Below are 13,456 nucleotides of genomic sequence, written 5' to 3' on the forward strand. Positions count from 1 at the left end.
GCTAGGGCGGGGTCCAGATATCTGCCAACACTTAACACAACATAGGAGCATTGAAGGGCTTCACCACCCATTCAGTAACTCTGAGTAGCAATTCACGGGTTAAGTTCCGGCACGTTCAAAAAACTATTGGAAATAACCCGCCGCGTTTTCCGATCTAAAGCGCTGCCGCGGCATGATGCCGCGGCCCAGGCCCCAGGCTTAGTGCGCTTCGTCCCAGTTGTCGCCCACGCCGACGTCTACCACCAGCGGCACATCCAGCTTTGCCGCCTCGCTCATGTGTTCACGAATCCTCGCGCTGACTTCAGCCACCAGGTCCTCACGCACCTCCAGCACCAATTCATCGTGCACCTGAAGGATGACCTTGGCGTCCAGGCCCGAGTCCGTCAGCCAGTTGTCGACCTTGACCATGGCCTTCTTGATGATATCGGCCGCAGTGCCCTGCATCGGCGCGTTGATTGCCGTACGCTCGGCGCCAGCACGCTCCTGAGGCTTGTTGGAATTGATCTCCGGCAGGTACAGGCGGCGCCCGAACAGGGTTTCCACATAACCCTGATCAGCCGCCTGGGCACGGGTGCGCTCCATGTACTCGCGCACCCCCGGGTAACGGGCGAAGTACACATCGATATAAGCCTTGGCGGTCTTGGTGTCGACGCCGATGTCCTTGCCCAGCTTCTGGGCGCCCATGCCGTAGATCAGGCCAAAGTTGATCGCCTTGGCACTGCGACGCTGATTGGACGTGACCTCAGCCAACTCAACCTTGAACACCTCGGCCGCCGTGGCGGTGTGCACGTCCAGGTCGTCGCGGAACGCATTCAGCAAGCCTTCGTCCTTCGATAAATGCGCCATGATGCGCAGCTCGATCTGCGAGTAGTCCGCCGCCAGCAGCTTGTAGCCCTTGGGCGCGACAAATGCCTGGCGGATACGCCGGCCTTCAGCGGTACGCACCGGAATGTTCTGCAGGTTTGGATCGCTGGAGGACAGGCGCCCGGTTGCTGCTACGGCCTGGTGATAGGAGGTGTGTACGCGACCGGTGCGCGGGTTGATCTGCTCCGGCAAACGGTCGGTGTAGGTGCTTTTCAACTTGCTCATGCTGCGGTACTGCATCAGCACTTTCGGCAGTGGGTAGTCGTCTTCAGCCAATTTGGCCAAGACTTCCTCGGCCGTCGAGGCCTGGCCCTTGCCGGTCTTCTTCAACACCGGCAACCCGAGTTTCTCGTAGAGAATCGCACCCAACTGCTTGGGCGAGCCCAGGTTGAATTCCTCGCCGGCGATTTCATACGCCTGGCGCTCGAGATCGACCATCTTGTTGCCCAGCTCGATGCTCTGGATGCCCAGCAAGGCGGCATCCACCAGGGCGCCCTGGCGCTCAATGCGCGCCAGCACGGGCACCAGCGGCATCTCGATGTCGGACAATACGCTGGCCAGGGTAGGAATAGCGGCAAGCTGCTTGTGCAGTTCCTGGTGCAAACGCAGGGTCACATCCGCGTCTTCCGCCGCGTAAGGGCCGGCTTGCTCCAGGGCAATCTGGTCAAAGGTCAGCTGTTTGGCGCCTTTGCCGGCGATGTCCTGGAAGCTGACGGTGTCGTGGTCCAGGTACTTCTTCGCCAGGCTGTCCATGTCGTGGCGCGTCGCCACGGAGTTCAGCACATAGGATTCAAGCATGGTGTCGAAGGCAATGCCGCGCACGGTGATGCCGTGTGCCGGGTCACCACCGATGGCGCAGTTGGCCAGGATGTTCATGTCGAACTTGGCGTGCTGGCCGACCTTGAGTTTTTCCGGGTCTTCGAGCAACGGCTTCAGGGCCAGCAGCACGGTGTCCCGATCCAGCTGTTCCGGCGCGCCGATGTAGGAGTGGGTCAGCGGAATGTAGGCTGCTTCATGGGCCTGCACGGCAAACGACACACCCACCAGTTGCGCTTTCTGCGCGTCGATCCCGGTGGTCTCGGTATCGAAGGCGAACAGCTTGGCGTCGTTGAGCTTCTTCAGCCAGACATCGAACTGGGCCTGGGTGAGGATGGTTTCGTACACCGGCTCCACAGAAACCGGCGCGACCACCTCAACCGCTTCCTCGGCGACCGCGGCCGAAGGAGCAGCGCTCAACTCGACGCGCTTGGCATCGCGTTGAATCTCGTCAATCCAGCTCTTGAACTCCAGCAGCGTATACAGCTCCAGCAGCTTCTCGCGATCCGGCTCGATCAGGTGCAAATCATCCAGGCCCACGTCCAGCGGCACGTCGATCTTGATCGTCGCCAGCTCGTAGGACAGGAACGCACTCGCCTTATGCTCTTCCAGTTTGGCAACCAGGGTCTTGGCACCACGAATCGGCAAGGTCGGCACGATATCGAGCTGCTCGTAGAGCTCTTTCAAACCTCCATTTACACCAACCAACAGGCCGGAAGCCGTCTTCGGACCAATGCCCGGAACGCCCGGGATGTTGTCGGACGAATCGCCCATCAACGCGAGGTAATCGATGATCTGCTCGGGAGCGACACCGAATTTCTCCTTCACGCCCTCAACGTCCATGGCGCTACCGGTCATGGTGTTGACCAAGGTAATGTGCCCGTCGACCAGCTGCGCCATGTCCTTGTCGCCGGTGGAAATCACCACCGGACGGTCGGCGGCCGCGCTGCTGCGGGCCAGGGTGCCGATCACGTCGTCCGCTTCGACGCCTTCGACGCACAGCAGCGGGAAGCCCAGGGCGATCACGCTCTGGTGCAGCGGCTCGATCTGCACGCGCATGTCATCGGGCATGCTCGCGCGGTTGGCCTTGTATTCGGCGTACAGCTCATCGCGAAATGTCCCGCCCTTGGCGTCGAACACTACCGCGAACGGGCTGTTCGGGTATTGCCTGCGCAGGCTTTTGAGCATGTTCAACACGCCCTTGACCGCGCCGGTAGGCAGGCCTTTGGAAGTGGTGAGCGGCGGCAGCGCGTGAAAGGCGCGGTACAGGTAAGAAGAACCGTCCACCAGGACGAGGGGGGCTTGGCTCATGAGCAGGATCAACCTTTTCGGCGGGTCAGGCGCTAGAATAGCCGGACCAATGACGACAAAGGGACAAGGTTATCATGCGTACAGTAAATCGCCTGTTGTTGACCGGCTTGATTGCACTCACTCCGATGGTGGCCATGGCGGCAGATACTGCCCCTTCGGGCGACCCGGAAGTCACCATTCGCACGGAAGGCGACAAGACCATTCAGGAATACCGCCAGAATGGTTTCCTGTACGCGATCAAGGTGACCCAGAAAGGCTTTCCGCCTTACTTCCTGGTGCGCGCGGACGGAACCGATGCGAACTTCATCCGCTCTGACCAGCCGGATATGCTGATCCCGTCATGGAAGATCTTCGAATGGAAATGATTTCTTAACTTTAATCGGCGCTGCTCCCCGCAGCGCCCGTAACGGCAGTTTTAACCATGTCTGTGTTCACCCCCCTGGCTCGGCCCGAGCTGGAAACCTTTCTTGCCCCTTACGGGCTCGGCCGCCTGCTTGATTTCCAGGGGATTGCCGCTGGTAGTGAAAACACCAATTTCTTCATCAGCCTGGAACAGGGCGAATTTGTCCTGACCCTGGTCGAACGCGGCCCCGTGCAGGAAATGCCGTTCTTCATCGAACTGCTGGACGTGCTCCACGACGCTGATTTGCCAGTGCCTTACGCCCTGCGTACCACCGACGGCGTGGCCTTGCGCGAGTTGGCGGGCAAACCGGCGCTGCTGCAACCGCGCCTGGCGGGCAAGCACATCAAGGACGCCAACGCCCAGCATTGCGTGCAAGTGGGCGAATTGCTCGGGCACCTGCACCTGGCCACCCAAGGCGAGAAGGTGTTGGAACGCAAGACCGATCGCGGGCTGGACTGGATGCTCAGCGAAGGCGCGCAACTGATTTCGCACCTCGACGCGGAACAACGCGGCCTGTTGCAAGCGGCGCTGGATGAGATCGAGGCGCACAAGGCGCAGATCCTCGCGCTGCCCCGGGCAAACATCCACGCCGACCTGTTTCGCGACAACGCGATGTTCGAAGGCACGCACCTGACCGGGCTGATCGACTTCTACAACGCCTGCTCGGGGCCGATGCTGTACGACGTGGCGATCGCCCTGAACGACTGGTGCTCGGACGCCGACGGCGTGATCGACGGCCAACGGGCGCGGGCGTTGCTGGGGGCTTATGCGGGCTTGCGACCGTTTACCGCCAAGGAAGCGGAGCTGTGGCCGACCATGCTGCGTGTGGCCTGTGTGCGGTTCTGGCTGTCACGCCTGATTGCGGCGGAATCGTTCGCCGGGCAGGACGTGCTGATTCACGACCCGCGCGAGTTTCAGGTGCGCCTGGCGCAACGCCAGCAGGTCAAGACCCCGCTGCCGTTCGCGCTGTAAAGATTGTACGCGATCAAAATGTGGGAGCGGGCTTGCTCGCGAATGTGGAGTTTCAGTCACCAGATGCGCTGACTGATCCACCGCATTCGCGAGCAAGCCCGCTCCCACAGTGGTTATGCGGCGTCTATCAGAGCGACTCCAGGCACCCAGCCAGGTCATTCCCCAGCTTCTCCAGCACCTGCTCATACCCCTGGGCGGAGGCCGGCGTGTAGCCGCCCAACGCATCCAGCTCCGCCAGCTTCACCGGCAAACCCGCCACCAGCGTTTCCGCAAGGCGCGGGCGCAACGGCGGCTCGCTGAACACACAAGTCTTGCCCACTTCCTGCAAACGCGTACGCATCGCTGCCACATGCTGGGCACCCGGCTGCACTTCTGCGGCCACACTGAACACCCCGGTGTGCTTGAGGCCGTAGGCATCTTCGAAGTAATCGAAGGCTTCATGGAACACGAAGTACGGCTTGCCGGCGACGTCCGCCATACGTGCCTTCAAGCGCGCGTCCAGTGCATCCATACGGCCATCAAAGGCCTTCACGTTGCTCTGGTAACGCTCGGCGTTCGCCGGGTCGGCAGCGCTGAGATCCGCCGCCATGCGGTTCGCAATCACCCGGGCGTTGACCGTCGACAGCCACAAATGCGCATCCAGGCTGCCAGGGCGATGGTCATGATCATGTTCGTCGGCATCTTCAGCATGGGAGTGGCTATCTTCGGCGAACCGACGCAGTTTCATTCCTGGAAGGTCCTGCACCGCCACCGTCGGCAAGCTGCGGCCTTTCAAGACACGCGGCAGAAAGCTTTCCATGTCCGGGCCGATCCAATACAGCAGGTCCACCGACTGCACGCGCCGTACGTCGGAAGGGCGCAACGCATAGTTATGCGGCGAAGCGCCCGGCGGCAGCAATACCTCGGGAATCGCCACGCCATCCTGCACAGCAGCAGCAATCAGTTGTAACGGTTTGATACTGGTCAGCACCCGAACCTCCGCCTGAGCGGCACCGGCAAGCAGCAAACTGGTGACAAATACGACAAAAACGGGAAAAAGTCTGGACACGATGACCACTCAAGGAGGCAGGAACAGGTAACATAATAACGTCTCTCACAAATATCTGTCGCCGCTCATGCCTAAAACACCGCTTGCCAGCCGTCCCCATGACCACTCTCACTGCGTGCACAGCGCACTGTCAGAGGCCGACGCACTGTGCGCGCGCCAAGGGCTGCGCCTGACCGCCCTGCGTCGCCGGGTGCTGGAGCTGGTGTGGCAAAGCCACAAGCCGCTGGGTGCCTACGACATCCTCGGCGTGCTCAGCGAGCAGGACGGCCGCCGCGCCGCGCCGCCCACGGTTTACCGCGCGCTGGACTTCCTGCTGGACAACGGCCTGGTGCACCGCATCTCATCGCTCAACGCCTTTGTCGGCTGCAACCACCCGGAACACGCGCACCAGGGCCAGTTCCTGATTTGCCGCGAGTGCCACGCCGCCATCGAACTTGAGCAAAAAAGCATCAGCGACAGCATCATCAAGAGCGCCGGCGACGTCGGCTTCAAGGTCGAAGGGCAAACCGTCGAAGTCGTCGGTGTGTGCTCGGGCTGCCAGGGGGCTTGATGAGCACTGCGTTAATCCGCCTGGAGCAGGTCGGGGTCACGTTCGCCGGGCAAAACGTGCTGGACAACATCGCCCTGAGCGTCGAGCCAGGTCAGATCGTCACGCTGATCGGCCCCAACGGTGCCGGCAAGACCACCCTGGTGCGCGCCGTACTCGGCCTGCTCAAGCCCGACAGCGGCAGCGTGTGGCGCAAGCCGAGGCTGCGGGTCGGCTACATGCCGCAGAAACTGCATGTGGACCCGACCTTGCCCCTCTCGGTGCTGCGCTTCCTGCGCCTGGTGCCCGGTGTCGACCGTGCCCGCGCACAGTCCGCCCTCAAGGAAGTGGGCGCCGAACAGGTGATCGACAGCCCGGTGCAAAGCATCTCCGGCGGCGAAATGCAGCGAGTGCTGCTGGCCCGCGCCCTGCTGCGCGAGCCGGAATTGCTGGTACTGGATGAACCCGTACAGGGCGTCGACGTCGCCGGCCAGGCCGAGCTGTACAGCCTGATCACCCGCCTGCGGGACCGCCATGGTTGCGGCGTGCTGATGGTCTCCCACGACCTGCACCTGGTGATGAGCACCACCGACCAGGTGGTGTGCCTCAATCGTCACGTGTGCTGTTCCGGCCACCCGGAACAGGTCAGCGGCGATCCGGCTTTTGTCGAGCTGTTCGGCAAGAACGCCCAGAGCCTGGCGATCTACCACCACCATCACGACCACGCCCATGACCTGCATGGCGCCGTAGTCGATGACTCCACCGCATCCCACACCCACGTTCATGGAGATAGCTGCAAGCATGGCTGATTTTCTGCTCTACGCCCTGCTGGCAGGCTTGGCTCTGGCGCTGGTGGCGGGCCCACTGGGCTCGTTCGTGGTCTGGCGGCGCATGGCCTATTTTGGCGACACCCTGTCCCACGCTGCGCTGCTGGGCGTGGCCATGGGATTTCTGCTGGATGTGAGCCCGACCATTGCCGTCACCGTCGGCTGCCTGCTGCTGGCTGTGCTGCTGGTGACCCTGCAACAGCGTCAGCCTCTGGCCTCCGATACCCTGCTGGGCATCCTGGCCCCAAGCACCTTGTCCCTGGGCCTGGTGGTGCTGAGCTTCATGCATGAAGTGCGCATCGACCTGATGGCCTACCTGTTCGGCGACCTGCTGGCGATCAGCCCCACCGACCTGGCGTGGATTCTAGGCGGCAGCGCGGCAGTGCTGGTGCTGCTGGTGACGCTGTGGCGCCCGCTGCTGGCGATCACCGTTCACGAAGAACTGGCCACCGTCGAAGGCTTGCCCGTGGCGGCGCTGCGCATGACCCTGATGCTGCTGATCGCCGTGGTGATCGCTGTCGCGATGAAGATTGTCGGCGTATTGTTGATCACATCGCTGCTGATCATCCCGGCTGCTGCGGCCCAGCGTCACGCCCGCTCGCCGGAGCAAATGGCGCTCGGCGCCAGCCTTCTGGGGATGCTCGCGGTGTGTGGTGGCCTGGCGCTGTCCTGGTTCAAGGACACCCCGGCCGGGCCGTCGATTGTGGTCACGGCGGCCGCCCTGTTTCTGCTGAGTTTTGTCCTGCCCCGTCGTGGGGTGTAGACTTGCTCGCTTTTTGCGCAATTAGAGAGTCGCAGGAATGAAGCTGTTCAACGCCCGTTATCTGCTCCTTGCCGCATTTTCCTTGCTGCTGGGCGCCTGCCAAAGCACCCCGCCCGCCGCCCCCCAGGCGCCGGACGCACGTGCTGCGGCCATCGCACAGCTGGAGCAAAACCTCGCCAGCAGTGAACTGGCCACCGCCGAAGACGAGCTGGCCGCCTTGCAGGCCCAGTCGCCCAACGACCCGGCGCTGGAGCCTTATCAGCGCCAACTGGCCGAAGCCTATTTGCAGCGCAGCCAGATCGTCCTGCAAAAGGGTGATGTCAACGCTGCCGCGACGGCTCTGAGCCGCGCACGGGCATTGATGCCCAAGGCTCCGGCGCTGACCGGTGGCGTCAACAGTGCGATCGCCCATGCCCGTAAAGTCGAGCTGGACAAAGCCGAGGCCGCCCTGAAAGCCGCCGAAGCCAAGCCGCCGGCCAAGGTCATCGACCCGGCAGCGCCAAGCACTACGGTTGCGCTGAACCTCACCGATATCGAGGCGCTGCGCCATCAACTGGATGAGATCGCCACCGATGTGGTGAATTACCAGTGCGATGTGAGCATCCAGGCACCGCGCACCGAAGATTACCCATGGCTGGCCACGTTGCTGACCAAACGGGTGAAGCGCATCGATTCGGGGTATGACCTGAAGATTCACCGGCAGATCCTGAAGAAGGTTCCGGCGCAGGTCGTGCTGATTCCGCGTAAGACTGAATAACGCCATTCGCGAGCAAGCCCGCTCCCACATTTAACCGAGTTCCAACTTTGGAATGCGGTCAAATGTGGGAGCGGGCTTGCTCGCGAAAGCGGTCTAACAAACAACCAATAGCTTAAGCCGGAACAGCTTTAGCCTTCGGCTCCCGATCCCAGACCCGATGCTGGGCAATCGCCGCAAAAAACGCCTTAAACGCCTTCGCGTCGCCGCCCACAATCAAGCCCGCATCCGCCTCAAGCTTCAGCACATCCAGCAACTGCTTCGCCTCACCGGCCAGGGCAATTGCTTTCAAGTGCTTGTAGGCCTCCAGCAGGTAATGCAACGCCACACCATCAGCGCTCAACGCCTGAACCGACTTGGCGCCACCCGGCACAAACACCGCATCGAACGCCACCGAAGGCAAGCCTTCCATGGAAGCATCCACCGGCAGGCTCTTGCCATCCGCCGTCGTTACCGGCGCCGAGGTAGGCCCCAGCAACTTCGCATGCGCACCTGCGGCCTCAAGCGCCTTCTTCAAGGCATCAATCTCCGCACCATCAACACCGTTCGCCGCCAGAATCGCCACCTTGCGGGTCTTGATATCACCCGACAGCAAATTGGCCTGGCTCAACGCTGGCGAGCGTTCCGGAGACGTCTTGCGCTCTGGCACCGTACCTTTAGTCGGTGCTGGCAAGCCCAGGTTCTGCGCCACACGCTTGGCCAGTTCCAAGTCGATGTTGGCGAGGATCTCGTTCACCTGGCGAGCGCGAATAAACTCACGCTCCACCTTGCCCAGTTCAAAGCTGTAGGCGGCGATGATGTGCTCCTGCTCGTGCTTGCTCATGCTGCGGAAAAACAGGCGCGCCTGAGAGAAGTGATCACCGAACGACTCGCTGCGCTCACGGATCTTGTGGGCATCAATACGCTCCGGATACGTCTCAAAACCACCGTCCTGCGCCGCAGGCGGAGTTTCTTTCGGCCAGCCGCCATCAATCGAGTTCGGCTCGTAGGACGCGCGGCCCTTGTCTATGGTGGTGCGGTGCATGGCATCGCGCTGGCCGTTATGGAACGGCGCTACCGGACGGTTGATCGGCAACTCGTGAAAGTTCGGCCCGCCGAGTCGGCTGATCTGCGTATCGGTGTAGGAAAACAGACGGCCCTGCAGCAGCGGGTCATTGGAGAAGTCGATGCCCGGCACGATATGCCCCGGGCAGAACGCCACTTGCTCGGTCTCGGCAAAGTAGTTGTCCGGGTTGCGGTTGAGCACCATCTTGCCCAGCGGCGTGATAGGCACCAGCTCTTCGGGGATCAGCTTGGTCGGGTCGAGAATATCGAAGTCGAACTTATGCTCGTCTTCTTCGGCGATGATCTGCACGCCCAATTCCCATTCCGGGTAATCGCCACTTTCAATGGATTCCCACAGGTCACGACGGTGGAAGTCCGTGTCTTTGCCCGCCAGCTTCTGCGCCTCGTCCCACACCAGGGAGCAGGTGCCGACGGTAGGCCGCCAGTGGAATTTGACGAAGTTGGATTTGCCCTCGGCGTTCACCAGGCGGAAGGTGTGCACGCCAAACCCCTGCATGGTTCGCAGGCTTTTCGGGATCGCCCGGTCAGACATGGCCCAGATCACCATGTGCGCCGACTCCGGCTGCAGCGAGACAAAATCCCAGAACGTATCGTGGGCTGAGCCGCCGGTAGGAATCTCGTTGTGGGGCTCAGGTTTTACCGCATGCACGAAGTCAGGAAACTTGATCGCGTCCTGAATGAAAAACACCGGCATGTTGTTACCCACCAGGTCGAAGTTGCCCTCGTCGGTGAAGAACTTCACGGCAAAGCCACGCACGTCACGCACGGTATCGCCGGAGCCGCGTGGGCCCTGAACCGTGGAAAAGCGCGCAAATACCGGGGTTTTATGTTCCGGGTTACGCAGGAACCCGGCCTTGGTCAGCGCCGAATGATTTTCATAGGTCTGGAAATAGCCGTGGGCACCGGTACCCCGGGCATGGACGATGCGTTCCGGGATCCGCTCATGGTCAAAGTGCGTGATTTTTTCACGCATGATGAAGTCTTCCAGCAGCGAAGGACCACGGGAGCCGACCTTCAAGCTGTTCTGGTTATCGGAAACCTTCACGCCCTGATTGGTGCGCAGCGCCTGGCCCGTCGCGTCGGAGCGGAATGTTTCCAGGCTTTGCAGCTTGGCGTTGGTGTTGCCACGGTCCAGAGTGTCGGTACCCGCAAGTTCGCTCTTGGGCGGGGTAACTGGCTTTTTAGTACTCATCAGACAAAAACTCCTCGTTTGCGTAGGCCAGAGCTATCCCCGGCTCTTCTTGAGCAAAACCCCAGGCACGGCACCTGGGAGTTTCGAGTTGCTTATGTAGTGACTGACACGGTTTTGTACCGTTCCTTTTTTATGACCTTTGATCGCGTTATTGCCAAATCGCTGGTCGGATGAGAAATAAATGCTAAGAAACGCTATACGGACAGGCTAAAATGCGCGCCCGGCTAACCGCTGATCCCTTTTTAATGCGCCCCACAAGGTTCGCTACGTGATCGAGTTTCATAACGTCCATAAAACCTACCGGGTCGCCGGTAAGGATATCCCCGCACTGCATCCCACCAACCTGCGCGTCGAAAATGGCCAGGTGTTTGGTCTGATCGGCCATTCCGGTGCGGGAAAAAGTACTTTGCTGCGTCTGATCAACCGCCTGGAGCAACCCAGCGGCGGCCAGATCAAGGTCGATGACGAAGAAGTCACCGCCCTCGACGCCAACGGCCTGCGCCGTTTCCGGCAACAGGTCGGGATGATCTTCCAGCACTTCAACCTGCTGGCATCCAAGACCGTTGCCGACAACGTGGCGCTGCCGCTGACCCTCGCGGGCGAACTTTCCCGCAAGGAAATCGACCTGCGCGTGGCCGAATTGCTGGCCCGGGTCGGCCTGTCCGACCACGCCAAGAAGTACCCGGCGCAGTTGTCGGGCGGCCAGAAGCAGCGCGTCGGCATCGCCCGCGCCCTGGCCACCAAGCCGAAAATCCTGCTATGCGACGAAGCCACCAGCGCCCTCGACCCGCAGACCACGGCCTCGGTCCTGCAACTGCTGGCCGAGATCAACCGCGAGCTGAAGCTGACCATCGTGCTGATCACCCATGAAATGGACGTGATCCGCCGCGTGTGCGACCACGTGGCCGTGATGGACGCCGGCGTGATCGTCGAGCAAGGCACCGTCGCCGACGTATTCCTGCACCCCAAGCACCCGACCACCAAGCGCTTCGTGCAGGAATCCGAGCAAGTCGACGAAGGCGAACAGCGCGATGACTTCGCCCATGTACCGGGGCGCATCGTGCGCCTGACGTTCCAGGGCGAAGCGACCTACGCGCCGCTGCTGGGTACCGTCGCCCGCGACACGGGTGTGGACTACAGCATCCTCGCCGGTCGTATCGACCGCATCAAAGACATTCCCTACGGGCAACTGACCCTCGCCGTCACCGGCGGTGACATGGAGGCCGCCTTCGCCGCCTTCACCGCGGCAGACGTCCATATGGAGGTGCTGCGCTAATGGAAATCCTCTTGAGCTTTTTCTCGAACATCGACTGGTCGGAAATCCTGCTCGCCACCGGCGACACCATGACCATGCTGTTCGGCTCGCTGCTGTTCACCGTATTGCTGGGCTTGCCGTTGGGCGTGCTGCTGTTCCTGTGCAGCCCGCGTCAGCTGTTCGAGCAAAAGAATGTTTATGCGCTGTTGTCGCTGGTGGTGAACATCCTGCGTTCGCTGCCGTTCATTATCCTGTTGATCGTAATGATCCCGTTCACGGTGCTGATCACCGGCACCTCGCTGGGTGTTGCCGGTGCAATTCCGCCACTGGTGGTAGGTGCCACGCCGTTCTTTGCGCGCCTGGTGGAAACCGCGCTGCGTGAAGTGGACCGCGGGATTATCGAAGCGACCCAGGCCATGGGCGCGACCACTCGCCAGATCATTACCAACGCGTTGCTGCCCGAAGCCCGCCCCGGCATCTTCGCGGCGATTACGGTGACGGCGATTACACTGGTTTCCTACACGGCCATGGCCGGTGTAGTGGGTGCCGGTGGCCTGGGTGACTTGGCGATCCGCTTCGGTTATCAGCGCTTCCAGACCGACGTGATGGTGGTCACCGTGGTGCTGCTGCTGATCCTGGTACAAATTCTGCAAACCGTCGGCGACAAGCTGGTGGTGCACTTTTCTCGAAAATAACGGCTATTGCCGGCGTTAAGCCGGCCAATTCCCGAACAAGGAGCTTGTTGAATGAAAAAACTACTGGTTGCTTTCGCCGCCGTTGCCGCGTTCTCCGCCCACGCCGCCGAAACCCTCACCGTGGCCGCGTCCCCGGTGCCGCACGCTGAAATCCTCGAATTCGTGAAGCCGGCTCTGGCCAAGGAAGGCGTGGACCTGCAGGTCAAAGTCTTCACCGACTACGTTCAGCCAAACGTACAGGTAGCCGAAAAGCGCCTGGACGCCAACTTCTTCCAGCACCAGCCGTACCTGGATGAGTTCAACAAAGCCAAGGGCACTCACCTGGTGAGCGTTGGCGCTGTGCACCTGGAGCCTCTGGGCGCCTACTCCAGCAAGTACAAGAAGCTGGAAGACCTGCCAAGCGGCGCCAACGTCGTGATCCCGAACGACGCCACCAACGGCGGCCGTGCGCTGTTGCTGCTGGCCAAGCACAACCTGATCACCCTGAAGGACCCGACCAACATCCTGTCGACCATCAAGGACATCACTGAAAACCCGAAAGGCCTGAAATTCCGCGAACTGGAAGCCGCCACCCTGCCGCGCGTGCTGACCCAGGTCGACCTGGCGCTGATCAACACCAACTACGCCCTGGAAGCCAAGCTGGACCCCTCCAAGGACGCACTGGTGATCGAAGGCAACGACTCGCCTTACGTGAACATCCTGGTGACCCGCGAAGACAACAAGGATTCGGACGCGGTGAAGAAGCTGGTAGCAGCCCTGCACACCCCGGAAGTGAAAGCGTTCATTCTTGAGAAGTACAAAGGCGCGATCCTGCCGGCGTTCTGATCCAAGGCCGAAACCCTGATCGAAAAAGCGGACGCAGAGCGTCCAGTGCGGCATTCCCACGCAGAGCGTGGGAACGATCCAAACCAATGTGGGAGCGGGCTTGCTCGCGAAGGCGGTGGTTCAGTCGATACATCTGTTGA

Annotated in this window: 12 protein-coding genes; 9 read left to right on the top strand and 3 right to left on the bottom strand. The window is 61.3% G+C overall.

All coding sequences use genetic code 11. The features are described 5' to 3' along the window. Nucleotides 1-198: 198 nt before the first annotated feature. Nucleotides 199-2,991, bottom strand: coding sequence for a DNA polymerase I (polA, locus tag HX873_RS01535; protein WP_177035396.1), 2,793 nt, complete (start codon nucleotides 2,989-2,991; stop codon nucleotides 199-201). A gap of 74 nt (nucleotides 2,992-3,065) precedes the next feature. Here polA and HX873_RS01540 point away from each other — a divergent pair, with 74 nt between their 5' ends. Both HX873_RS01540 and HX873_RS01545 read left to right on the top strand, forming a co-directional pair. Continuing rightward, nucleotides 3,066-3,356: a DUF2782 domain-containing protein gene (locus tag HX873_RS01540; RefSeq protein WP_003214814.1), complete on the top strand. Its 291-nt coding sequence runs from the start codon at nucleotides 3,066-3,068 to the stop codon at nucleotides 3,354-3,356. Between the two features lie 56 nt (nucleotides 3,357-3,412). Continuing rightward, nucleotides 3,413-4,366 carry a homoserine kinase gene (locus tag HX873_RS01545; protein WP_102367835.1) on the top strand — a complete coding sequence of 318 codons (954 nt, stop codon included), beginning with the start codon at nucleotides 3,413-3,415 and terminating at the stop codon, nucleotides 4,364-4,366. A gap of 127 nt (nucleotides 4,367-4,493) precedes the next feature. Here HX873_RS01545 and HX873_RS01550 read toward each other — a convergent pair whose 3' ends face one another. Further along, nucleotides 4,494-5,423 carry a zinc ABC transporter substrate-binding protein gene (locus tag HX873_RS01550; protein WP_008439631.1) on the bottom strand — a complete coding sequence of 310 codons (930 nt, stop codon included), beginning with the start codon at nucleotides 5,421-5,423 and terminating at the stop codon, nucleotides 4,494-4,496. A gap of 58 nt (nucleotides 5,424-5,481) precedes the next feature. On the opposite strand from HX873_RS01550, the gene HX873_RS01555 reads away from it, so the two are divergent. From HX873_RS01555 to HX873_RS01570, 4 genes are read left to right on the top strand one after another with little or no spacing between them, the layout of a single operon-like run. Next, nucleotides 5,482-5,964, top strand: a complete 483-nt coding sequence (locus tag HX873_RS01555; protein WP_003214819.1) for a Fur family transcriptional regulator — start codon at nucleotides 5,482-5,484, stop codon at nucleotides 5,962-5,964. Continuing rightward, on the top strand, nucleotides 5,964-6,749 hold the full coding sequence (gene znuC / locus HX873_RS01560; protein ID WP_008439630.1) for a zinc ABC transporter ATP-binding protein ZnuC: 786 nt from the start codon (nucleotides 5,964-5,966) through the stop codon (nucleotides 6,747-6,749). The genes HX873_RS01555 and znuC overlap by 1 nt, the downstream gene beginning before the upstream one ends. Beyond that, nucleotides 6,742-7,530, top strand: coding sequence for a zinc ABC transporter permease subunit ZnuB (gene znuB / locus HX873_RS01565; RefSeq protein WP_003214823.1), 789 nt, complete (start codon nucleotides 6,742-6,744; stop codon nucleotides 7,528-7,530). The genes znuC and znuB overlap by 8 nt, the downstream gene beginning before the upstream one ends. A 37-nt stretch (nucleotides 7,531-7,567) precedes the next feature. After that, nucleotides 7,568-8,287, top strand: coding sequence for a PA5502 family lipoprotein (locus HX873_RS01570; RefSeq protein ID WP_003214825.1), 720 nt, complete (start codon nucleotides 7,568-7,570; stop codon nucleotides 8,285-8,287). A 112-nt stretch (nucleotides 8,288-8,399) separates the two neighbouring features. Here HX873_RS01570 and katE read toward each other — a convergent pair whose 3' ends face one another. Next, nucleotides 8,400-10,541 carry a catalase HPII gene (katE, locus tag HX873_RS01575; RefSeq protein WP_177028121.1) on the bottom strand — a complete coding sequence of 714 codons (2,142 nt, stop codon included), beginning with the start codon at nucleotides 10,539-10,541 and terminating at the stop codon, nucleotides 8,400-8,402. Between the two features lie 268 nt (nucleotides 10,542-10,809). Here katE and HX873_RS01580 point away from each other — a divergent pair, with 268 nt between their 5' ends. The 3 genes from HX873_RS01580 to HX873_RS01590 are packed head-to-tail and all read left to right on the top strand — an operon-like array spanning nucleotide 10,810 to nucleotide 13,316. Then, the gene (locus tag HX873_RS01580) at nucleotides 10,810-11,817 is read left to right on the top strand and encodes a methionine ABC transporter ATP-binding protein (RefSeq protein ID WP_003214829.1); all 1,008 of its coding nucleotides are present in this window, start codon (nucleotides 10,810-10,812) and stop codon (nucleotides 11,815-11,817) included. Further along, the gene (locus tag HX873_RS01585; RefSeq protein ID WP_003214831.1) at nucleotides 11,817-12,491 is read left to right on the top strand and encodes a methionine ABC transporter permease; all 675 of its coding nucleotides are present in this window, start codon (nucleotides 11,817-11,819) and stop codon (nucleotides 12,489-12,491) included. Before HX873_RS01580 ends, HX873_RS01585 begins: the two co-directional genes overlap by 1 nt. Nucleotides 12,492-12,542: 51 nt before the next feature. Next, nucleotides 12,543-13,316 carry a MetQ/NlpA family ABC transporter substrate-binding protein gene (locus HX873_RS01590; protein ID WP_003214835.1) on the top strand — a complete coding sequence of 258 codons (774 nt, stop codon included), beginning with the start codon at nucleotides 12,543-12,545 and terminating at the stop codon, nucleotides 13,314-13,316. Nucleotides 13,317-13,456: the final 140 nt, after the last annotated feature.

The organism is Pseudomonas sp. P7758, assembly GCF_013386485.1.
Lineage (GTDB): Bacteria > Pseudomonadota > Gammaproteobacteria > Pseudomonadales > Pseudomonadaceae > Aquipseudomonas.